The following is a 22,262-nucleotide window of genomic DNA, read 5'->3' as shown; positions in this document are numbered from 1 at the left end:
GTCTTAGCGCTTGTGGCTAAAGCTGTAGGCATGGTTGAGGACACTGGCTAAAAAAAGCTCCCTGGCCATAGCCAAGGAGCTTTAGTGAAGGATAGACAAACGACTGGGCTAACTTTTATCGGCTCGCCCCTGCTAAAGCGGGTTCACGGGCTGGACTGACGTGTACTTGACCATCATCATCGACGTCTAAAAATGCCGTGTCACCTGCTTCTAGCTCACCAGCTAAAATCGCTTCAGCTAGGTTGTCTTCAATCAAACGAGCGATCGCCCGCCGCATGGGTCTAGCACCATAGCTGGGGTCGTACCCGTCAGTAATTAGCCGTGCTTTAAAGGCATCGCTGATCTGGAGCTTGATCTGGCGATCGCTTAGGCGCTTCTCAACTTCGCGCATCATCAGAGCCGCGATTTCAATCACTTCATCGCGATTGAGCTGGCGGAAGACGATAATTTCGTCTAAGCGGTTGAGCAACTCTGGACGGAAGAACTGCTTCAGTTCTTCGTTCACCAAATTGCGAATGCGATGGTATTGAGCCGTAGCAGAGTCTTCAAAGCCCAACTCAAAACCTAAGCCGCCGCCGCCTTTTTCAATTACCTTCGAACCGATGTTGGAGGTCATAATCAGCAAGGTATTTTTGAAGCTGACTACTCGCCCTTTAGCATCGCTCAGACGACCATCGTCTAGCACCTGCAGCAGGATGTTGAACACATCTGGGTGAGCTTTTTCGATCTCATCCAGCAAGATCACCGTGTAAGGTCGTCGCCGCACCGCTTCGGTCAACTGTCCTCCTTCGTCATAGCCCACATAACCGGGCGGTGAGCCAATCAGCTTGGAGACCGTATGGCTTTCCATAAACTCTGACATGTCCAGGCGAATCATGGCGTCTTCTGCGCCAAAAACAGCCGCCGCAAGTGCCTTAGCCAGTTCTGTTTTACCAACGCCTGTAGGCCCAGAGAAGAACAGGCTGGCAATGGGACGCTCAGGGCTAGCAAGACCGACCCGCGCCCGCCGAATCGCTCGTGAAACCGCTACGACGGCTTCTTCTTGACCGATGAGCCGCTCGTGTAGCGTGTCTTCTAAGTGCAGCAACATAGCTGACTCAGACTCAGTTAGCTGGTTAACAGGAATGCCTGTCCAACTGGAAACAATATCGGCAATATCATTGACATCTACCAGCGGACGTTCAAGCTGGTTAACCTCGCCTGCCGCTTCAACCAGTTGCTGTTGCAAAGATTGCTGGCGATCGCGTAATTCAGTGGCTTGAACAAAATCTTGAACCTGAACGGCACTATCTAGCGCTTGCTTGACCTGCCTTAGCGCTTGCTTGATTTCTTTTTTGGCTGAGGGACGCGTGTGGCGCAGACGGACTCGCGACCCGGCCTCGTCAATCAGGTCAATGGCTTTATCGGGCAGATGGCGATCGCTGATGTAGCGATCAGAAAGCTTGGCAGCCGCCTCTAAAGCCGCGTCAGAAATTAGCAAGTTGTGAAATTGCTCATAGCGACCGCGTAACCCCTGCAAAATTTCCAGCGTTTCTTCTACTGAAGGCGGAGCCACCATAACCGATTGAAAGCGCCGCTCTAAAGCCGCGTCCCGCTCAATGTGCTTGCGGTACTCGTCTAAGGTGGTAGCTCCAATGCACTGGAGTTCGCCTCTGGCCAGAGCTGGTTTCAGCATGTTGGCAGCGTCCATGCCGCCATCTAACGAGCCTGCCCCTACTAAGGTGTGAATTTCATCAATCACCAAAATGACATTGGGGTCTTGCCGCACTTCGGCAATAATCTGGCTAAGACGCTCTTCAAAATCGCCTCGAAAGCGAGTGCCTGAGACAACCAAACCCATATCAAGGCTAATCACTCGCTTGTCTAGCAGGCTCTCAGGTACGTCTTGATTAACAATGCGCTGGGCTAATCCTTCCGCGATCGCGGTCTTGCCCACCCCTGGTTCACCCACCAGAACCGGATTATTCTTAGTCCGGCGGCCTAAAATTTGTACCACCCGCTCAATTTCTAGGTGCCGACCCACAACCGGATCGATCTTGCCTTCAGCCGCTTGCTGCGTCAGATCGTTACCGAACTCTTCAAGGGCTTTGCCTTTAGAGCGCTGGGGTGACTGCCGAAACACGCCCCGACGGCTAGCCGTTCCCGCCGGAGCAGCGGCGGCTTCTCCTAGAGCTTGAATAAGCCGAGTTCGAATTTCAGCCGGATTAGCCCCTAAATTGCTCAGCACTTTATAAGCTACACTTTCGCCACTTTGCGTCAGACTCAGCAAAATGTGGGCGGGTTCAATGTAAGGATTGTCAAGTTTGCGAGCTTCTTGAAACGCTTGCTCAAAAACCTGTTTTACCTTGGGGGTAAAGGGAACTTCTGCCGGAACTTTGCCTTTACCACGACCGATGATAGCCTCAACTTCTTTACGCGCTTCTGGCAGCGTTACCCCTACATCGTCTAAAACCTTGGCGGCTACACTGGAGCCTTCTTTGAGCAAACCTAATAAGAGCTGCTCAGTGCCAACAAAACTATGACCGAGGGCGCGAGCCTCCTCTTGCGCTCTTAGGATGACAGCGATCGCTGTATTGGTAAACCGTTCAAACATATGTCTATCCTCTACCAGGGTGTGTCAGGCTCTCGCATCCTCTGAGAGCTGTGAAAAGCGCTGTTGATTGTGCTTTCTCTAGCGCTGTCATAAACCTGTTAACTTATATTTCCTGTCTTGATTGCCAATGTAACGACAAATACGGTGAATTGGCAGTGAGGAGAGCCGAAGCAAAGCAGGTAGGGTCAAGCTTTGGCAAGTTCTTCGGTAAATCTACTAAAAGTTTATGGGCGATCGGGTCAGCAGCCGCGATCGCGTCCTACCTGAGAAGTATTTACACAATTTAATATTATCTGTTAACTTGTATTCACACAAATGCAGTCACTTCAGGCTAAATAGCTGTATCGCCTGGCTGGCAAGGTGTGTAGATACTTAAAAACTGAAGATTAACGTTAGCTATGTTCACTCCAACTCACACTTTAGTTTCCCGTAGCCGCCGTCTTCCTGTGCGACTGGCTCGTGGTAATCAGCGCTTTCTCATTTTTACCGAACAAGAGTGGATCCAAAAGCAGCAACCTGCTTTTGAAATGCACCCCAAACTGGGCTTTTTTTGCAAAGGCGTTCAGGTTTTGGGCTATCAGCTTGAGCCTTGTGAAGCGCAGCAGCAAGCTGGCGAAGCCGTCACCTCGTCTGCAAACGTTTAGCCAGGGGCGACCCGCCTCCGACCCATAGGGTTGGTGTATAGCCGTAGTCACTGGAGTTAGACGCTCAAATGGCTGAAAGTTTCTTACAGAAAGCCTTTCTGCTGGCTGCTTGTGGCAACAAAAACAGTTGTTCAAACCTTGGGCGCGGCTTAGCTTCGTTTTTTGCGGCACATTGGCAATAGCCTGTCTTACAGGCTGTTGGACAAAACTTTTATCTTCTCAGCTAGCTCTCAGGCTGGGGTCACAAGTGATTCAGATCACCTGGTCATACTGAAGCTATCAAACAACCCTGAGAGATGATATTGGCTATGCATATTTTGCTGATAGAAGATAATCCCAACACCGCCAAGCTCATGGAGCTAGAACTGCTGGATGCAGGCTACCAAGTGACGGTTGCCTATGATGGCTTGGTGGGCTTGGCCGTCGCCCAGACGCTAGGGCCTGACCTGGTTTTGCTAGACTGGCAGCTACCGAGCTTGACTGGCCCCGAAATTTGTCAGTCTTTGCGTCAGGCAGGCTATCAAGAACCCGTCATTTTCGTCACCGCTAGATCGGACTCAGAAGATCTAGCAATTGGGCGGCAGGTTGGCGCTAATGATTACATCGTTAAGCCGTTTGGGTCAGAAGTTTTGCTAAGTTGCATTGAGCAGCAACGCTGCGCTGCCTAGCCCACAGCCGATTAGACCACTTCAAAAGTAATTGATAGCGCTGCTAGCTGGCGAGTATCGAGAAGATTGTTTGAGGGAAGTTCTGACGGACGACCGCGAGTTTTGCCGCTGAGATCGTTCAATAAGCTATCAATCACCGCAGTGGGTTCGCTAAGCGCTACGGGGCCACGGCTCTGACTCGATTGGGCGGCAAGGTTGCGTAAGGCTCGTAGTGCCTCGTCTAACGGATTAGTGCTAGCAATCATGAGAACCTCAGTCGCGCCTAAGGGGGGTTGGGTGACGATCTGAAAGCTATCTCGACTTGGATCGGGCAGTCTCATAATCTCTCCGGCTCTGAGCCGCGTTACCGCTGCTAGGGTTGTCCACTGATTGGGAAAAATGACCGTTATTTCTCCGGTTGCGTCAATGACTAAAACGCTGAGGTAGAGGTCTTGCGGCTCCCGGTTATGAATGAAAAACTCGATAGCGGTCTCTAGCGGTAGTTGAGTGATACTGGGCTGAGGAGCCACTGCCCCTCCTCCGCGTACGGTCATTGCTTGCGTGACAAACGGTTGGCTTTGATTGACTGGCGTCATGGTGACAGCTATGTCGAGCCGCGAGGTGTGAGTATTAAGGGTAAGTTTGACCAGACGAGCCGCTAGCAGCGATCGCAGTTTGGCCTGTAGCCGTTCAACCGCAGCCGTAGCCGTTTCGTCAGCCGCGCCGAACGAACCTGGAATTGGCACCATTGCTGGCGAAAATAAGCCGAGGCTACCAGAGGCAAACCCGCCACCGGACGCTTGCGCTAAATCGGGCGAAAAGCGGGCCAAAATGTAATCGACGGCTTGCTGCTGTAGAGCCATTGGTTGAATACGTGACAGCCCTTGTAAAGCTGTTCGGACATCAGCTAGCTGGTCGCCGAGAGATTCATGCAGCCCAATGCGCAAGGCGACAGTTGCTGGAATAGAACGAGCCTGTTCTTGCAGGAGCGAACCCGGTGCGATCGCCTGCAATAATCTGGCCTCAGCGACTAGCCCCTGCCGCGACACAATTTGGACTAACCCCTGCGATTCCCCGGCTAGATTGACCGCACTCAAGACTGCTGCTTGCTGAAAAGCCGCTAGGCTATTGGGTTCTAGCCCCCCTAGCCAAACTTCGGCTTGGGTTCCTTCCACCTTGGTGATGACGGCTTCAGCTGGTGGGGTTTGCTTGGCTAAAAAGTATACGGGTGCTTGCCGATTGGCGGTTAATAGCATTTCGAGCTGCGGCTCTTGCTCACTTAACGAAAGGCGGGTTGTGGTACGGGCTACGTTGGCAATTGCACTCACAAAAGCTTCATCGGTAGGCTGCTGCCAGAGATACTGGGTGAGGGTATAGGTAAAGGCACCAGCAAAAAAATCTTCAAAGGGTGCGTCTGCGGCCAATTGATCCCGCTTGGCAGCGGCGATCGCCGCCCCTTGGGCAATCCCCTGTCGCCGTCGGGCAATAAAATCGGCGGGGGAAAGATTTAAGCGGGTCAGCCATTGAGCTTGGTAAGCTCGTTCTGCCTCGCTCATTTCGAGCTGGGCACCTCCACTCCGCGATCGCACTCGCAAATTACCACGCGTGCCGCCACCCGCATGGCAGCTATCTAAAACAAAGGTGACTTGGTCAGTCGGCAGGGCTGCCATTAACAAAAACAGTGTATGCCCGGTAATGTCTGCAACTATGCCCCCTTGCTGCGGAAATCCGGGGGGCAAAACGGCATCGACGGGTACTAAGGTGCTGTTGAGGCCATCAGCGTGATCGCGATCGGGATCGAGCACACGTGAACCATGACCAGAATAGTGAAACACCACTACATCATCGGGTCTGGCTTGTTTGATTAAATGTTCTTCAAAGGCTTGCAAAATCCCCGTACGTGTTGCCTGAGCATCGGTCACCTTGAGAATGTTTTGGGGATTGAAGCCAAAGCGATGTACCAGCAAGTGGTACTGCAATTCAACGTCGTTAAGGCAGCCGTAGAGCGGTGGAATTAAACCCGACTCAGGATATTGATTAATGCCTACGAGCAAAGCCAGTTTGCGGGATGTCGGTTGAGCCAAGACGCGACCATAGCGATCGCCTAGCCGCTTCAGGGTGAGCTGGTTCCAGCCCAAAGCTGTTAGGCTAGCAGCCGCAAACTGCAGCAAATGACGCCGCTTAATCATGCCAACAAGTTTACTCAGCAAAAAGGGGCTTGATATCAGCCCCTACAACAGTAGCGAAGGTGAATCCGCAACTCACGCCAATTTGTTATTGACCCTTTACGTTAGCTTTGGGCGATCGCTTCACGCGCCGCTGCGGCTTCATCTGGGTGGATGTTCAGCCGTGTGAGGTTAATACGACCCTTGCCGTCAATATCCCGCACTTTGACGATGACATCATCTCCCACGGTGACTTCGTCCTCTACTTTGCCAACGCGGTAGTCAGCTAGCTGAGAAATGTGAATCATACCCTCTTGACCGGGTAAGAACTCAACAAAAGCTCCAATGGGAATAACCCGCGTTACTTTACCAGCATAGACATCACCAGCAGCAGGCCGCGTTGTCATACCCTGGATAATGGCTTTAGCCTGTTGAGCTTTGCTACCTTCGATGGAAGATACCGTGACGGTACCATCGTCATCAATATCAACCTTGGCTCCCGTTTGCTCCACAATGCTCTTGATTTTTTTGCCACCAGGGCCAATCACCATGCCAATGAGTTCAGGATCAATCTTGAAGGTCAGCAGGCGCGGTGCAAAAGGAGATAACTCTGGCCGGGGCTTAGCGATCGCCTCCAACATCTTTTCGAGAATGTGCATGCGAGCGGGTTTGGCTTGGTTGATTGCCTTAGCGATCGTGGCAACATCAAGCCCTGTAATCTTCATATCCATTTGCAAGGCCGTGATACCGCTATCCGTCCCTGCTACCTTAAAGTCCATATCCCCCAGAAAATCTTCGATTCCCTGAATGTCGGTTAAGATGCGTACTTCGCTGCCTTCTTTGATTAAACCCATCGCCGCGCCGCTGACTGGCTTGGTGATAGGTACCCCAGCATCCATTAGAGACAGCGTGGAACCACAAACTGAACCCATTGAGGTTGAGCCATTAGAGGAGAGCACCTCAGAAACGACCCGAATGACATAGGGAAAGTCTTTTTGTTCAGGTAAAACTGGTACCAAAGCCCGCTCTGCTAAAGCACCGTGACCGACTTCTCGCCGCCCAGGAGAACGCATAGGCCGGGTTTCACCCACGGAGTAAGGAGGGAAGTTGTAATGGTGTAGATAGCGCTTCTCTTCATCCGGATGCAGATCATCCATCATTTGAGCATCGCCAGGGGTTCCCAGCGTTACCACCGACATTACCTGAGTTAGCCCTCGGTTAAATAAGCCGCTGCCATGTACCCGAGCCGGCAACAAACCTACGCGGGCTGAAATGGGGCGCACTTCATCTAGCTTTCGACCATCAACCCGCACACCGTCATCTAGAATTTGCTTGCGCATTAGCTCTTTGGTCAGGCTTTTGAAAGCTTTGCCCAGCGCTTTGGTGTTTTCGGTGGTGGCAACCCGAATGGGGTCATCTTCGGGCAGTTCTTCAATTTTGGCCGCGACTTCGTCTTTGATGACGTCCAGCTTTTCGTCGCGCTGATGTTTGTCGAGGTCGAACTGCGACAGCACTTGCTTAATGCCTTCGCTAGCGCGATCGCGAATAAACTCGTCTACGGTAGAATCTACCTCTGGCTCAGGTTCTTGCACAATCTCAATGCCAAGTTCGGCAATCAGATCGCGCTGTGCCTGAATCAGATCTTGAACCACCTCATAGCCAAAGTCGATGGCTTCAATCACATCTTGCTCAGGCAACTGGTTGGCACCTGCTTCAACCATAATGACGCCGTCGGGCGAACCTGCCACCACTAAATCGAGATCTCCCGATTCAATTTCGGTGTAGGTGGGGTTAATAATAAAGTCGTCGCCGACCAACCCTACCCGCACAGTCGCCATCGGCCCCATAAAAGGAATTTTGGCTAGCAAAACGGCAACAGAGGCTCCGGTTGCTGCCAAGACGTCAGGGGGTACCTGCTCGTCCATAGACAATGTGGTAGCCACAATTTGAATGTCATCACGCAACCACTGGGGAAACAAGGGGCGCATGGGGCGGTCGATTAAGCGGCTGGTGAGGGTGGCTCGCTCTGGAGGACGGCCTTCACGTCGCAAGTAACCGCCCGGAATTCGTCCTGCTGCGTAGAGTCGCTCTTCGTAATCTACCAATAAGGGCAAAAAATCAATTCCTTCTCGGCCTGAAGCTCTTGTAGCTGTCACCAGTACCGCCGTATCGCCCGACTGGACGAGCACTGCTCCGCCTGCTTGAGGCGCTAACAAACCTACTTTAAGTCGAATATCCCGTCCATCAAAGGATATTGACTTTTCAATCTCCTGCATTGAACACTACGTCCTTATCTGCTAGTATCTTTCTTCTTCTGTGGAAATCCTAGCACTGATATTGAGTGAGTGTTCTGTTACCCCACAAACATCCACTTTTTCCTAAACTCATTAAGTCCGTTCATAAAGATTTTCGCCGAAATAGAATATCAGGCTGGGATCAAAAAGCATGGGATTGGGATCAAGACGCTGAGGGGGGTTGTACCTTTTTTTTCTCAGCCAGTTTGCTTGAGCGCAGCGGTAGCAAGCTTTGTTTTTTGCTTTAAATTCCTGACTGCAAAACTTGAGCTATCTAGAGAGATCACTAATACATTACTGAGTATTAATCACTAGGCAAAAGCTGCGATCGCTTTGGCTCGAATCAGCATCAGGCTATCCGCTAAAAACGGCACAAAAGAACTGTACTGAATCATCAAAATTTACCCGGTCACAGCAATGCTTTTTGCCTCGGCTCAGCTTGTCGTGCAGATCTCTAGCCAGTAAACAAACATCGCTAAAGGCAGAGAATTGGGGGCAGGCGGCAGAAGCAAAGCTTTTCTCTCAGCGGCTTTTGGCAATTGAAGTGGCTCACCGCTGGCGGCTATCGCTGTAACTTTAAACCTGAGAGGGTGTTTCGTAACGATATTGCACACCCAACTGTCGCTGCAAGGTCGCGAAGATTTGCCGCCGCTGGAAAGGTTTTTCGACAAAATCGTCGCAACCAGCCTGTAGCGCTAGAGCTTCTAGGTTTTGGGTGCCTGTCGCGGAGATGGCAACAATCTTAGTTATTAGGGGCTGTTGGCGATCGCAACGATACGTCTCCTGACGGCGAATTTGACGAGTGGCTTCTAACCCATCCATCTCTGGCATCCGCAAATCCATCCAAATCAAATGTGGCTGCCAGGTTTGCCATCGTTCTAGCGCCTCTCGACCATTGGCCGCTTCTTGCAGCTCAACCTCAAGAACTGATAACACATGGGCTAGCAGCCGCCGATTAACGGAATTGTCATCGACAATGAGCAGCCGATAGCGAGGGGAACCAGCCGCTAACCCAGTGACCTTTGGGGCTATTGCTGGCTGAGCAGGCAATTGCCAGTCAACCCGAGACGCCACCAGTTCAAATTGAAAAGTGCTGCCCTGGCCTAGCTGACTCTCAACTTTGAGTTCGCTTCCCATCAAGCGGACAAACTCGCGGCTGATGTGTAGCCCCAAGCCTGTACCTTGTTGTTGAGCTTGACCCCCTTGAGTTTGACTAAACGGCTGAAACAGCAGCGCTTGTTCTTCAGCAGAAATACCAATGCCAGTATCGCTCACTGCAAAGGATAGTTTGACGGTTTTTTCTGAAGGCAGATCGACTACTGCTACCCTGAGGCTGACGCTGCCTTGCTCAGTAAATTTGCAGGCATTGTCAAGTAGGTTAATCAAGATCTGGCGCAGCTTCACCTCGTCAGCATAAATGCCTGTCGGTAAAGCGGCCTCTGCTTGAAAACAAAAGCTTAGCCCTCGTCCCTCTGCTTTGAGGGCAAAGAGGTTGCTGAGATCTTGCAATAGGCTCAAAAGCTCAACCTGAGTGATGTGGAGCTGTGCCCGATTTGCTTCTATTTTGGCTAAATCGAGTACCTGATTGATGATATTGAGCAGGTGTTGGCCGCTACGGTAGATTAATCCGGCATTTTCACGCTGTTGAGGAGATAGCGTGGTTTCTGCTTGGAGAAGTTCAGCAAACCCCAGAATGGCATTGAGGGGCGATCGCAGTTCATGGCTAATGTTAGCGATAAAAATGCTCTTGGCTTGACTGGCGCTTTCAGCAGCGGCTTTAGCGGCCTGCAAATCTATTTCTGTTTGTTTGCGATCGCTAATATCTCGAAACATTAACAGCACTCGCTGGGCAGACATGGGCACACAGCGCACTTCTTCGTAACGTGACTGTCCGGTTAGCTCAATTTGCTGTTCGTAAATTTGTGTCTGTCCAGTAGAAAGCGCTAATCGAATAGCCTTGGCTTTGCGTTGCACATTTTGGGGCGTACCTACATCAAAAATAGTGGTGCGATCGAGTCCCGTTCCGGCGTGCAGATCAATGTCAGGTCTGACGGTCACCTGCTCCAAAATAATGCCGTTGGCATCGACCACGTACATAAGATCTGGCATCACCGATAAAATCGCCTGCTGACGGGCATTGCTGGCTTGCAAAGCGAGTTCAGCTTGTTTGCGATCGCTAATGTCGGTCACTCTGACCAGGTTAAACGTCTGAGCGCCCACCTGAATTGGCTTGGCCGACAGTAGCCCCCAAAATGGCTCGCCTTTGCGGGTCATGTATTCAATTTCCAGGCTCCAAAACCCATTTTGATGGAGTTCTTGTCGAATTTGAGCTAGCTCTAGTGGCGTAAATGGCTGCTTTTGCAGGGTATGGCCTTCAATATTAATCAAACTGGCCCGACTGGGGGCTTCAAATAGTTCCACCGCCCGTTGGTTGCAATCGACCGTTCGTCCTGTTTCGGTACTAACTAAAAACAGCGCATCCGTTGATTCTCTAAAGGCTGCCTGCGCCTGCTCAGCCTGTCGCCGCTCGCTAATATCTTGAAAGGCGTTGATGGCATAAATCACCTGGCCGGACTGATCAAAAGCTGGGGTAGTATGCACTTCCAGCGGAATTCGCCGACCTGCAACCGCTACTTCTATATCGTCAACGTAGACCCCTTCGCCTTGCAACGCCCTGACTGCTGGGAGCTTTTCGGTAGGATAGAGGCGATCGCTGCCCGCCACATAAAGCTGGTAAACGGTCGAAAGCTGCTCAGCTTCAACCGAAGTAATATCAGTGCTAAAAATTTCTTTGCCCTTGCGGTTAATAAACACAAATTCCCCAGAAGGGTCATAGACGCTAATGCCAATCGGCACACTTTCTAAAAAAGTCGATAGCTTTTGCTCACTTTCTCGCAGCGATTGAAATGCCTGCTGAAGCTGAATCACCATCTGCTGAAACGATTGCTGCAGAGACTCTATTTCGGTAATGTAGGTAGAGACAGACGAGGTCTGAATCTGGCCTGCAGCTACAGATTGGGCGGTTTGTTTGAGGGCAATAACGGGCTGTGCTATTTTGCGGGCTATGATGGCAGCTAGTCCTAAAGACACGAGCAAAGCTAGGGTGCTTAGCAAGAGAGACTGACGCAACCCCGCTTTGACTTCGCTCATAAAATCAGCAGCCGGAACCACCGTAACAATCAGCCAGTCAAGCTGCTTTTGATACTGATAAGCATCGAGCCGAACAAAATAGCGCTGATTGGCCGTAACAAAGCTAAAGGTTTCTAACTGCGTTGTTTTCAGGCTAGCCAAACGTTGAGAAATAGCCTGGGCAGTTGCTTGGGTTATGGCATTTCGACTTTGAGCGGCGGGTAAGCGGATAAGGTTTTGTCCTTGCTCGTTTTTAATAAAGGCTTGCTCTTGAGTGGAAGTCGCGACTAAATCACCGGCGCGATCGATGATAAATACCTGCCCCGACAACGAAACATCTAAACTGCTAAGAAATAAACTGAGATCGCTCAATAACAAATCCGAGTGCAAAACGCCTTGAAAGGCTCCCTGACGATAAATAGGGGTGGTAATGGCGATCGTCGCTACGGGTAAATTGAGAGCCGGTAAAATAGGACTCCAAGTGGGTTGGTTGGCTGCTACAGCCGTCTGGTACCATAAGCGCTGACGCGGGTCAAAGTTGGGTGTCACATGCAACACTTCTAAGCGCTGACGCTGCTCATTAATGCGATAAAAGCGACGAGCCTTTGGCTCTGAGCCTACCGCCTCCCAAACGATAACGCTGCCCGGTTGCGTCAGCACGCCAAGCTGATCGCGCCCTACGGCAATTACTTCGCCACTGGCATTGCTGTAACTTAAATCAGTTACAGCGGTGTAGATTTGAATCTGGCGAAAAAACGCCGCCTCTAGCTGTTCAAAGTTGGTTAAATCCAAATCGCCCGCCTCCATTGAGAGACGATTGAGTTCGACGAGTTGGCGCGGCTGGTCTAGAAAAGCTGCCAAGTGGCTGCTGACGTGAGCCGAGTTTTTTTGCATGAGCTGGTCAGCCAGTGACCGTACAGCTTGCTGGCTATTGTGGTATGAGAAATAGCCCACCAACGCTGTGATCGCAACAATTTGAAGGGTGAAGGCCGCTACTAGTACTGTTTTAAGAGAAACACGCAAAGCTCTGTTCCTTTGAGTGATAGCCAAGTTATAGCTTGAGTTTCGATACCTCGGTACAGTTTTCTCTCGCTTTAGCGATCGCCGCTGATAGAGTGGCTAGCATAAGAGAAAGCCAGCTTGTTTATCGACCATGCCATTAGATATAACGCTGCGATCGCTGACGGCTCAGCCAATTACGGCTGATAACTTTAGACCCTACGGGCAAGTAATTTTTCCTACCGCCGATGGTAAGCGCTTTGATGCCGATGATGCTCAGCTTCACTTTAAAGACGGCATTCCTCGTTTTTACCTCATGCAGTTACCGCAACGCGGTCGGCAATTTGCTCACATCACCCGTCATCAGCAATGTACCCAGTGTTTAGGAGCGCTAGCCGACAAACCCTGGTTACTGGCAGTGGCTCCACCTGGTGCAACTAACTGCCCATCCCCTTCAGAAATTCAGGCATTCAAAATTCCGGGTAACTGCTTTGTCAAACTGGCGATCGGCACCTGGCACGCAGGGCCTTATTTTGATGAAGCCACTATAGACTTCTACAACTTGGAGCTAAGCGATACCAACCTTACCGACCACGATACTTGCGACTTACAAGCTCAGTATGGACTGCGATTTTCAATTGTTTAGAAAGCTATAGCGGTAGCCACCAGCATTGAGATACTTCATTTGCCGAAAGCCGCTGAGAAAAAAGCCTTTCTGCTGCTCTGCTCTCTGCCCTCACCCGTCTGCCTGCCTTTAGCTATGCCTGCCAAGTCACTACCAAGCCACAGATAATACCAATTCTTCAAAAGAAAGGTACAGATGAGAATGACGAAACGTATGTAGAGCAAAGACTGTTCAATTCAAAATCGAAAATCCAAAATCGAGAATTGATATAAGGCATCCGGAGCGTGAATTTTGCCCGCTTTGCTCAAACGAGTAAAATTTGAGAGAAATAATAGACGAGCCATTATGCCAAAGTACGTCCTCTGGGGTAGCTACTGCGAAAACGTTTTAGAAAAACGGGCACCGTATCGCCAAGCCCATCTGCAAGGGTTACAGGTTCAAAAAGAACAGGGAACGTTAATTACGTTAGGCCCAACGAAAGACACCACCCGCGTTTTTGGTCTTTATGAAGCCGACAGCGAAGCCACCGTTCGTCACCTGGTTGAAGGCGACCCCTACTGGCAAAATGGCATCTGGACAAACTACGAAATTTATGAATGGATACAGGCTTTCTAACCACTCAGCAAAGCTTCTATAAACTCATAGCTAGAGAATGGGCGCAAATCTTCAATGCCTTCGCCAGCCCCAATAAAGCGAATTGGCAGTCCTAGCTGTTTAACAACGGCTAAAGCTACTCCCCCTTTAGCTGTACCGTCTAGCTTGGTTAAAACAACTCCGCTAAGCTGAGCGGCTTCAGCAAAGACTTCTGCCTGACGAAGACCGTTTTGCCCCAGGGTAGCATCTAGCACCAGCAAAGACTCTACCCTGGCGTCTGGGGCTTTTTTGCTGATAATGCGACGGACTTTTGCCAGTTCGTCCATCAAGTTTTTTTTGTTCTGCAGGCGGCCTGCTGTGTCTACTAGCAGTAGCTCAACCCCACGCGACTTAGCTGCTGTGATGGCATCAAAGACAACGGCGGCTGGATCAGTATTTTTGCCAGGGTTGGCAATCACTTCAACGTTGCTGCGCTGTCCCCAAATTTTCACCTGCTCTACCGCCGCCGCCCGAAAGGTGTCAGCCGCAGCAATCAAACATTCGTAGCCTGACTTTTTGGCGATGTGGGCAATTTTGCCAATAGTCGTGGTTTTACCAGCGCCGTTGACGCCTGTTAGCAGCCAAATAGTGAGCGACTCTTTGTCAGGAACAAACGTAAGGTTGTGAGTGCCTGCCAGCGGGCTATCTAGCATCTCGCGTAAAATACGTTTAAGGTAGGCGATCGCTTGTTCGGGGGGCAGCGTTTCTTGACGGAGCTTGGTTTGTAAGGTTTCGATAATGTAGTCAGTGGCTTCTACCCCTACATCTGCTTGCAGCAGTAACGCTTCAATCTCCATCACTGCGTCATCATTGAGCGGCCCTTGCCCGACAATAGCTTTGAGCTGATTGACCAAGCTGCGGCGAGTTTTGTCGAGTCCCTGACGCAGCCGCTTTAGCCAGGTGATTTCTTCTAAAGAAATATCATCGGGGCGACGACCTTGAGCCGCGAGTACTTCGGCTGACCAGACAAAGGCTTCGTCAAAATCAACATCCGGTAAAGTCGCTGAGGCAGTTGAGTCGGCGGTGGGCGAGTGATCTGGCTCTGGTTCGGGTTCAGGCTCTGCGATCGCAGTTTCTTTTAAGCGCTCTAGACGCTCTTGTCGCTCTGCCTCTGCCCTAGCCCAAAAAGGAGTCGCTGGCGCGGACGATGCCGAAAACTGGGCGAGGCTTTCTGCGGCGGCTTCAGACGTTGCCATCGAGACTTCAGTTTTAGGCTCTGAATCAGTAGCGGTTTCGGGACTAGGGGTCGGTGATTCGACAGCGGCTTCTGGTAAGGCCGTCACTGATTCTTCTTCTGCCGCTGTCTTTGACGGTTCAACCTCAGGGGTTTCGGCAGCAGGCGAGGGCGATTCGGCAACCGAAGACTGCTTTTTCTGAATATTTTGATAGGCGGCTTTGGCCCACTTGAGATAGTCTTCAGAACTCATCTGAGATGAATTAGCCGTAGACGCCTCAGCACCTTTTTCAGGCTCGGCTGGACTGGGCTGGGTGGCCGTCTCGTCGGCCTCAGCTTGTTGCGATTCGGCTTCGTCGTAGCCGCGACGGAACCAGTTGAAAGATGCCATGACTGCCTACCTAAGCACGGTGTAAACTGCTCTAAAACGTTGCTCAAAGCTTAAACTATCGCAAAATCACGACAGTGAAGCGGAAGAAGACTCGGCTGAATCGAGGGCGTGCTTCTCTTGAGCTATTTGGTCGGTAACGCGCCGCAGCACACCATTGACAAAGCGGTGGCCATCGTCACCGCTATAGCGCTTGGCAATTTCAATCGCTTCGTTGATGGCAACTCGGTCAGGAATACCTAAAAACAAAATCTCAGCCAGTGCCGTACGCAAAATATCGCGATCAATGCGGGCTAAGCGTTTCACTTGCCAAGCCACCATTGCCTGATTGAGTCGCGCATCGATTGCGTCAACATTGTCCATAAGCTGGGACAACAACTGCAAAGCATAGCTCTGGACTTCTTTGCGATTTGCCAGTTGGATAAACTCAGGAATTTCTAAAGCGGAGCCTAAGCGATTGATGGCCGACTGCGTAACTTCAATCGACTCTGCCACCATGTCCCGAGCAGCCGTAACGTCGGTGGCTCGGGTTTCGCTTTTCATCAGGCGATCGCTACCGCGTTTTAGCTCTGCGGCGGCAGCTTCTAGGGTTTCTTGGGCATCAGTTGTCAGCGTCCGAATGGCTGACAGAATGAGACCTTCTAACTTTTGAGGCCGCGTTTTCTGCGGCTGCTCGGATAACTGGCTCATGCCCAAAAGGGCCAGTTCCCGTGCAATTCGACGAGCTTGCATAGCAAAGTCCTATGAACGGCGGGAGGCTAACAATCTTCTTCAAGCTGCAGCCTAGATAAAGACTGGCGATTGGTGTCCAGTCCGGTTGGATTGATCGCCTGCGCGGCTCCTTCTTCTGAGTCAGAGACATGGTCGGGGAGACGATCAGGCGGTACGGCTGCGGCTAAATTCGGCCCCACGATACCACCGGAAAGCAGAATTTTGAAAGCTTCTTCAATTGAAATTGAAAGGTTAATCACATCTCTTTCTGGCACCACAGCATACCAGCCGCTGGTTGGATTAGGCGTGGTAGGGATAAAAACGCTGAGCAAGGGATAGGTCTGACTTTGGGTTGCCACCATTGAACCCGTAACAAAAGCGATCGCCCAAAGCCCGCGTCGAGGATATTCAACCAAAACGACGCGCCGAAAGCGGCTTTTAGAGTCTTGCAGCAAGGTTTGCAAAAGCTGCTGTAGGGTTTTGTAAACAGACCCGGCTAAAGGAATAGACTGCAAAATCCTTTCGCCAAAATCAAGCAGCCAGCGACCCGCAATATTACGAGCCATCAGGCCAATTAACAAAATAGCCAGTAGCGGTACGGCTAATCCCACCAGCAGATTGATCATATCTACCAGAAAAGGGTTCAATCCGGTAAAGGGATTGAGCTGCTTGGGAAAGCGTGTTAAAAACCGAATGACCCAGTTGGCAATGGTAATCGTCAACCAAATAGTGGTCGCTAGCGGAATAATCACTAACAACCCTGCAATCAAGTCATTTTTGAGGTCTTGCTTTAAATTCTCAAGCACAGGCAACCCGCTTTGTCGTAACCGAACAAGAAAAAGAAAAGTGTTTAACCGTCCTAACTACTGGAACTGACCAGAGAGCGCCTCAGCGACTTTAGCTGGAGTGGGGCGGCTGTCTTGGACTTTTAAAATCTCGACGCCATCAAAAATTGCAGGTATCGAAACTATAAAAGGCTCCTAGCAATATTGTAAACATTTGTATCGAGATTTAAAATAATCCTGCCTATTCACCAGAGCAACCTAGCTTTGAACTCTGCCGAACTAGAAAGTTTTAGTATTGCGCTTATATCGTTTGTATGCCGTAGTTGCTAGTTTAGCATTTGAGCGGCATTGCCGAGGGGAGAGTCTGGCTTGAGCGATCGCTGGCAATGAGTAACTACCACCGTCGTTAAAGATCCAAAATTTGACGAGCCAAGCTCAGGTAAAGCAAAACGCCCAAAACATCGACAACGGTTGTGATAAAAGGAGCCGACATCAAAGCCGGATCTAGCCCCAAAGCCTGAAACAAAAACGGCAGTGCCGATCCGGTCGCTGAAGCCAAAATCGAAATTGCCAGCAGGCTGCACCCCACAATCACCGCTACCTGGATGTTGCCTTGCAAAATAAAGGCCCAAACCATGACGACAATCCCCAGCATTAGCCCTAGAAAGGCACCTGCGATCGCCTCGCGCCGAATCACCCGTAGGGCACCACTGGTTTTGATCTCGTCGGTATTTAGCCCTCGAATCACCACTGTAGAAGATTGGGCACCGACGTTTCCCCCTGTACCAATCAGCAGCGGAATAAAAGCCGCCAACACGACCACCTGTTCTAAAACAGCCTCTTGACTGCGAATGACGGCTGTGGTGACGGTATTGGTAATTAACAACACCGAAAGCCAAACAACCCGGCGGCGAGCCACTGTCAGCAAATTGGTTTGAAAGTAGTTGTCGCCACCAGACTGCAAACCGCCCAAAGCGTAAATATCTTCAGTCGCCTCTTCTTCCAAAATATCGATCACATCATCGACGGTAATGATGCCAACTAACCGTTGCTCGGTATCAACCACAGGTACCGCCAGAAAGTCATAGCGCTGAATTAAACGGGCGACTTCTTCTTGATCCATGTCAGTTTGCACCGAAACCACCTCGCGAATCATCAGTTCGCCAATTGTCTGTTCTGGATGACCCACAACTAAATCGCGTAGCGAGATGATACCTGTGAGTCGGCGAGCGGCATCGGTCACGTAGAGGTAGTAAATAGTTTCGCTGACATGGGCCCGGTTGCGAATGTATTCGAGCGATCGCGCCACTGTCCATCCCTCTTTGAGCGAGAGATATTCCGGCGTCATGATCCGGCCTGCGGTTCCCTGTTCATAGCCCAACAGCAGGGCGGTGGCTTGGCGTTCTTCTGGGCTAAGCTGTTTGAGCAGTCGCCGCACAACTTTGGCAGGCAGTTCGTCAAAAAGACGCGCTCGGTCGTCAGGCGACATTTTATCGACAATATCCAGCACGTCCTGACGCTTGAAGTCTTCAATCAGGTGTTGCTGTACGCTAGACTCTAGATTTTCGTAGACTTCAATCGCCTCGCTTTTGGACAGCAGCCGAAAAGCGATCGCCTGCATTGACTCAGGCAATCCTTCAATGGCTTCAGCGATATCGACTGGCTTAACGGGCACCAAGAGCGCCTTTGCCCCTTGAAAATTTCGCTGCTCTAAAAGGACTTGTAGCTGCGATCGCACCAGTTCACGCAGTTCTCTGCGTAAAAATACTTGCGGCGCTACAGATGAGTTATCTTCAGTCAACGCCCGCTCTCTGTTGTATAGATTTCAGATTCTGCCTATAGTCTAGTGGCCTCTGTGCCTTCAGAGAAGTGCTACCTGGGCAATCTGAGAGAAATTTGCTCAAAAGTCTTATTTGGCTAAGCTTCAGTGGTTTGTTTAGCTACCATTTCAACGGAACTGTCGGCAACAGCACTGACAAATCGGTTGCGGCCTTGGGCTTTGGCTTGATAAAGGGCTTTATCTGCCAGACTAACTAGCTCGGCTGAGGTGGAGTCGGCGCTGGGAATGAGGCTAGCAACGCCTATACTCAGCGTTAGACGAGAACCTAGAGCCGAGCCGATATGGTCGATGGGTTGCTGCTGGAGCTGCTGCTGCACTTTTTGACAAAGGCGTTCAGCCCCCTTGAGCGGCGTATTAGGCAAAATTAGGGCAAATTCTTCACCCCCATAGCGGGCGACAAAATCAGAAGCCCGCTTGACGGTTTGCCGAATCAGTTGGGCGACCTGGTGTAAGCAGCGATCGCCTTGAGGATGGCCATAAGTATCGTTGTAGGCTTTGAAGTAGTCAATATCGCAAAGCATGAGGGATAGCGGCTTTTGTAATCGCCGCGATCGCTGCCATTCTTGCTGCAAACGCTGGTCAAAGTAGCGCCGATTGGCAACTTCTGTAAGGCCGTCTAGGTAAGCTAGGCGCTTCAGCTCAAAGTTAGACTGATGAATAGCAAGCTGATGTAGATACTGAGTACGAAGCTGAGTGTTGCGTCGAATGAGTAAGCTCCTGAGCTTTTCGTTTTCGTTGCTCAGCGCTTGCAGCCGCCTTCCCAACTGCATCAAGTGCTGTAGATGCAAAATTTCTGGTTTGGCTAGCGGTAACTGTAAATAGTGAATGCAGCCCAGCGCTAATGCCTGCTTTTGAGCCAGTTCAGATGTTCCACAGAAAACGAGTGGAATGGTGCAGGTTTGTTGATGAGACTGTAAGCGCTGAATCGTTTGCCAGGGATCAAACGGCATCTCTTCAGCCAAAACAATGAGATTAGGAGCCAGCGATCGCGCCTTTTCTAGGCAATCCGGCTGACTGTGAGCCGTGCAAATTTCTTGTTCAAGATTTGCCAGCAGCGGCAGCATTGGCTCTAATGCGGAGTCGAGCCAGCCTTCAAACGTCAGTAGCTGTTGAGTGATCACAAGGGCTGATGGGAGCGCGAATTGCCAATCGCTTTAAGTTTTGCAGAATTAAAGGGAATCTCTACTCTAATGACTGGCTAAGCAACTGTGGGCACCGTTTGGCAAACAATTGCTGGAGCCGTAGGGGCTAGCCACAAAGAAACAAGCAGAAGATCAAGAACTGTAGCAAAGCTTTTATGTTAGTGACTTCTAACTAGCTAGGTGCAATCAGGATTAGGAACCGATTATTCCCAAGATTCCGCCAAATGACCGATCTGCCTCTATTTATTCAAACAGCGTTATTGAACGATGACAGACTTTACAAAGCGCAACAAAACTCAGCTTTTGAATTTACGGATTGTTGGCAGATGCTGCTTGAATGGCCTTAACTAATTCGTCTTTGGTCATTTGACTACGTCCCGAAATCGCCAACGCCTGGGCTTGCTCGTAAAGCTGTTCGCGGGTCTGTGCTGCTAGCGCTTCGGCTTTAGCTTGGCTAACGGCTTGCTGCAGTTCTGCTTTACCCATCTGGCTGCGGCCTGAGATCTCTAACGTCTGAGCTTGTTCGTAAAGTTCTGCTTTGGTAGAGTTGCCCTCAGCTTCAGCCTCAGGTGCATAGCCAGCCTCTCGCATAGCGCGTTTAATCGCGGGCGTCCACGCTACGTACTGTTCGTCAGCCTTGGAACCTGAACGTTTAGTTTTTTCAGCTTGTCGTTTTTCAGCCTCGCTCAGGCTTTGCCAAACGTCTTCAGGTAGATAGCGCTTGGTTATTTCGCCTTGGCGAGCATTGGTTTGACCGTCAACAGTCTGCCAGTTTTGCGCTGTCCAGGCTTCTAAAGATTGAGCTGCTTCGTCTTTCTCATCTTCTCGATAGCCGCCACCTTGCTTTTCGTAGGCTTTGACCAATAGCTGGCTTTTGCGAGCCGACCACTGACCCGGTTCGCCGCCTTGATCCGATTGTTTAATTTCTGCTTTGAGCCGACGGCGTAGGTCAGGCTTGGTGTATTTTTCTTCGTAGCGATCGCTAGCCATGATGCCAGAAAAGCGAGGTCTTCTTCACCATAGGCACTCTAGGGGCGATCGCCGTCTACCCCTTGGCTGAAAAACTTTCAGCCAGCCGAGAGATTGTTTTTAAACACTTAGCCAAGCATCAGCGGACAAGCCAGCGCTCCGCTTGACTCAAGCCGTTAAGATCGGTGCTTTTAAGGCAAAAATTAGTTCAATGGTGTCTTCGACCGATTTATCAGGTGTAGAAGCACCAGACGTAATTCCCACTGTAATAGGGCCAGTTGGTAGCCAAGGTTCAGTCACCGCCATTTCGCCGTGCAAAACTTTGTGTTCAATCCGATTACCAGGGCCAATTCGAGAAGCGCTATCAATATGGTAAGAGGGAATATTGCGCTCAATCGCTATTTCTTGCAGGTGGGTTGTGTTAGACGAGTTATAGCCACCGATGACTACCATCAGGTCTAGTTTTTCGTCCACTAGCCCAAACATGGCATCTTGGCGCTCTTGGGTGGCGTCGCAAATCGTGTTAAAGCTCTGAAAATGCTCATCTATGGCGACAGGCCCATACTTTTTCAGCATAGTGTGTTCAAACAGCTTGCCAATAGCCTCGGTTTCGCCTTTAAGCATGGTGGTTTGGTTGGCAATGCCAACCCGTTCGAGGTCGAGATCGGGGTCAAAGCCGATGGAAGTTGCTTGACTGAACTTAGCCATAAACTGATCGCGATCGCCACCATTGAGAATATAGTCGGCTACATATTCTGCTTCAGCCAGGTTTAGCACCACCAAATATTTACCCGCAAACGAACTGGTGGCAATGGTTTCTTCGTGCTTGTATTTGCCGTGAATAATCGAGGTGTAATCTTTTTTCTTGTGTTTTTCTACCGTGTTCCACACCTTCGACACCCAAGGACAGGTCGTATCGACAATGGTGCAATCACGATCGTTGAGCAACTGCATTTCCTGAACGCTAGCGCCAAAAGCAGGCAAAATCACCACATCGCCTGAATTCACCACTGAAAAATTCTTCTCGCCATTGACAACTTCAATAAAGCCCACATTCATCTCTTTCAGACGCTGGTTGACCCCTGGGTTGTGAATGATTTCATTGGTAATCCAGATGGGCGCTTGAGGAAAGTGCTGTCGCGTTTCATAAGCCATTTGCACAGCGCGCTCGACTCCCCAGCAAAAGCCAAAGGCTTCCGCCAAGCGCACGGTCACTTCACCGCGCGTGAGCGTGTAATTGTGATCACGAATTTCTTGAATCAGGCTGCTCTTGTACTCAGCATCTAGCTGAGTGGTCACCGCTTCTTCGTGGCCAAACCCTTTGCGGTGATAATTGACTGACTTTTGCAGCGATCGCTTAAACGCTTTTGTATCCATGACACTCCCCGCCTGTTCACTATCAAACCCATCCCTAGCATAGCGGCTTGGTTGGGAGGGGGGAAGGTGGGGAGGGGGAGAGAGGGGAGAGAGGGGAGTGGGAGAGGTGGAGAGAGAGGAGAGGGGGGAGATAGGGGAGATAGGGGA

Annotated in this window: 15 protein-coding genes; 4 read left to right on the top strand and 11 right to left on the bottom strand. The window is 50.6% G+C overall.

What is annotated here, in order from left to right; genetic code table 11:
• Nucleotides 1–115 precede the first annotated feature (115 nt).
• Nucleotides 116–2,593 carry an ATP-dependent Clp protease ATP-binding subunit gene (locus ACTS3T_RS06870; protein WP_377963694.1) on the bottom strand — a complete coding sequence of 826 codons (2,478 nt, stop codon included), beginning with the start codon at nt 2,591–2,593 and terminating at the stop codon, nt 116–118.
• Nucleotides 2,594–2,991: 398 nt separating this feature from the next.
• On the opposite strand from ACTS3T_RS06870, the gene ACTS3T_RS06865 reads away from it, so the two are divergent.
• A complete protein-coding gene (locus ACTS3T_RS06865; RefSeq protein ID WP_377963692.1) occupies nt 2,992–3,237 on the top strand; it encodes a hypothetical protein in 246 nt (81 codons plus the stop codon).
• A 308-nt stretch (nt 3,238–3,545) separates the two neighbouring features.
• Nucleotides 3,546–3,905 (top strand): response regulator transcription factor, encoded by a 360-nt coding sequence (locus ACTS3T_RS06860; protein ID WP_377963690.1) that lies wholly within the window; start codon nt 3,546–3,548, stop codon nt 3,903–3,905.
• An 11-nt stretch (nt 3,906–3,916) separates the two neighbouring features.
• Here the strand turns inward: ACTS3T_RS06860 and ACTS3T_RS06855 are convergent, their stop codons facing one another.
• The 3 genes from ACTS3T_RS06855 to ACTS3T_RS06845 all read right to left on the bottom strand — a co-directional run bounded on the left by ACTS3T_RS06855 (nt 3,917) and on the right by ACTS3T_RS06845 (nt 12,426).
• The gene (locus tag ACTS3T_RS06855) at nt 3,917–6,073 is read right to left on the bottom strand and encodes a caspase family protein (RefSeq protein WP_377963688.1); all 2,157 of its coding nucleotides are present in this window, start codon (nt 6,071–6,073) and stop codon (nt 3,917–3,919) included.
• 101 nt (nt 6,074–6,174) lie between these two features.
• Nucleotides 6,175–8,325 (bottom strand): polyribonucleotide nucleotidyltransferase, encoded by a 2,151-nt coding sequence (locus ACTS3T_RS06850; RefSeq protein WP_377963686.1) that lies wholly within the window; start codon nt 8,323–8,325, stop codon nt 6,175–6,177.
• 594 nt (nt 8,326–8,919) lie between these two features.
• Nucleotides 8,920–12,426: an ATP-binding protein gene (locus tag ACTS3T_RS06845; protein ID WP_377963752.1), complete on the bottom strand. Its 3,507-nt coding sequence runs from the start codon at nt 12,424–12,426 to the stop codon at nt 8,920–8,922.
• Nucleotides 12,427–12,625: 199 nt separating this feature from the next.
• Between ACTS3T_RS06845 and ACTS3T_RS06840 the strand changes: the two genes are divergently transcribed.
• Both ACTS3T_RS06840 and ACTS3T_RS06835 read left to right on the top strand, forming a co-directional pair.
• A complete protein-coding gene (locus ACTS3T_RS06840) occupies nt 12,626–13,117 on the top strand; it encodes an ureidoglycolate lyase (protein ID WP_377963684.1) in 492 nt (163 codons plus the stop codon).
• 324 nt (nt 13,118–13,441) lie between these two features.
• Complete coding sequence (locus tag ACTS3T_RS06835) at nt 13,442–13,711, top strand: YciI family protein (protein ID WP_377963682.1); 270 nt, start codon at nt 13,442–13,444, stop codon at nt 13,709–13,711.
• On the opposite strand, the gene ftsY is transcribed toward ACTS3T_RS06835, so the two are convergent.
• From ftsY to ACTS3T_RS06800, 7 genes are all read right to left on the bottom strand, one after another.
• Nucleotides 13,708–15,294, bottom strand: a complete 1,587-nt coding sequence (gene ftsY, locus ACTS3T_RS06830) for a signal recognition particle-docking protein FtsY (protein WP_377963680.1) — start codon at nt 15,292–15,294, stop codon at nt 13,708–13,710. The two genes, ACTS3T_RS06835 and ftsY, sit on opposite strands and share 4 nt — an antisense overlap.
• Before the next feature lie 66 nt (nt 15,295–15,360).
• On the bottom strand, nt 15,361–16,023 hold the full coding sequence (nusB, locus tag ACTS3T_RS06825; protein ID WP_377963678.1) for a transcription antitermination factor NusB: 663 nt from the start codon (nt 16,021–16,023) through the stop codon (nt 15,361–15,363).
• A gap of 26 nt (nt 16,024–16,049) precedes the next feature.
• Nucleotides 16,050–16,808: a DUF502 domain-containing protein gene (locus ACTS3T_RS06820; protein ID WP_377963676.1), complete on the bottom strand. Its 759-nt coding sequence runs from the start codon at nt 16,806–16,808 to the stop codon at nt 16,050–16,052.
• A 385-nt stretch (nt 16,809–17,193) separates the two neighbouring features.
• On the bottom strand, nt 17,194–18,588 hold the full coding sequence (mgtE, locus tag ACTS3T_RS06815; protein WP_377963674.1) for a magnesium transporter: 1,395 nt from the start codon (nt 18,586–18,588) through the stop codon (nt 17,194–17,196).
• Between the two features lie 116 nt (nt 18,589–18,704).
• Complete coding sequence (locus ACTS3T_RS06810; RefSeq protein ID WP_377963673.1) at nt 18,705–19,748, bottom strand: GGDEF domain-containing response regulator; 1,044 nt, start codon at nt 19,746–19,748, stop codon at nt 18,705–18,707.
• A 330-nt stretch (nt 19,749–20,078) separates the two neighbouring features.
• Nucleotides 20,079–20,759 (bottom strand): Rho termination factor N-terminal domain-containing protein, encoded by a 681-nt coding sequence (locus ACTS3T_RS06805; protein ID WP_377963671.1) that lies wholly within the window; start codon nt 20,757–20,759, stop codon nt 20,079–20,081.
• Between the two features lie 147 nt (nt 20,760–20,906).
• Entirely contained in the window at nt 20,907–22,115 is a 1,209-nt protein-coding gene (locus tag ACTS3T_RS06800) for a 4-hydroxy-3-methylbut-2-enyl diphosphate reductase (protein WP_377963669.1), read from the bottom strand.
• Nucleotides 22,116–22,262 lie beyond the last annotated feature (147 nt).

Source organism: Almyronema sp., from assembly GCF_052168255.1.
GTDB lineage: Bacteria > Cyanobacteriota > Cyanobacteriia > Phormidesmidales > Phormidesmidaceae > Sphaerothrix > Sphaerothrix epifaneia.
Note: the sequence above shows the minus strand (reverse complement) of the source record. Positions and strands in the feature narration are given on the sequence as shown.

Coding starts and splice junctions, on each gene's coding strand:
- ACTS3T_RS06870 (WP_377963694.1), bottom strand. CDS start 2,593: ATGTTTGAACGGTTTACCAATACAGCGATCGCTGTCATCCTAAGAGCG.
- ACTS3T_RS06865 (WP_377963692.1), top strand. CDS start 2,992: ATGTTCACTCCAACTCACACTTTAGTTTCCCGTAGCCGCCGTCTTCCT.
- ACTS3T_RS06860 (WP_377963690.1), top strand. CDS start 3,546: ATGCATATTTTGCTGATAGAAGATAATCCCAACACCGCCAAGCTCATG.
- ACTS3T_RS06855 (WP_377963688.1), bottom strand. CDS start 6,073: ATGATTAAGCGGCGTCATTTGCTGCAGTTTGCGGCTGCTAGCCTAACA.
- ACTS3T_RS06850 (WP_377963686.1), bottom strand. CDS start 8,325: ATGCAGGAGATTGAAAAGTCAATATCCTTTGATGGACGGGATATTCGA.
- ACTS3T_RS06840 (WP_377963684.1), top strand. CDS start 12,626: ATGCCATTAGATATAACGCTGCGATCGCTGACGGCTCAGCCAATTACG.
- ACTS3T_RS06835 (WP_377963682.1), top strand. CDS start 13,442: ATGCCAAAGTACGTCCTCTGGGGTAGCTACTGCGAAAACGTTTTAGAA.
- ftsY (WP_377963680.1), bottom strand. CDS start 15,294: ATGGCATCTTTCAACTGGTTCCGTCGCGGCTACGACGAAGCCGAATCG.
- nusB (WP_377963678.1), bottom strand. CDS start 16,023: ATGCAAGCTCGTCGAATTGCACGGGAACTGGCCCTTTTGGGCATGAGC.
- ACTS3T_RS06805 (WP_377963671.1), bottom strand. CDS start 20,759: ATGGCTAGCGATCGCTACGAAGAAAAATACACCAAGCCTGACCTACGC.
- ACTS3T_RS06800 (WP_377963669.1), bottom strand. CDS start 22,115: ATGGATACAAAAGCGTTTAAGCGATCGCTGCAAAAGTCAGTCAATTAT.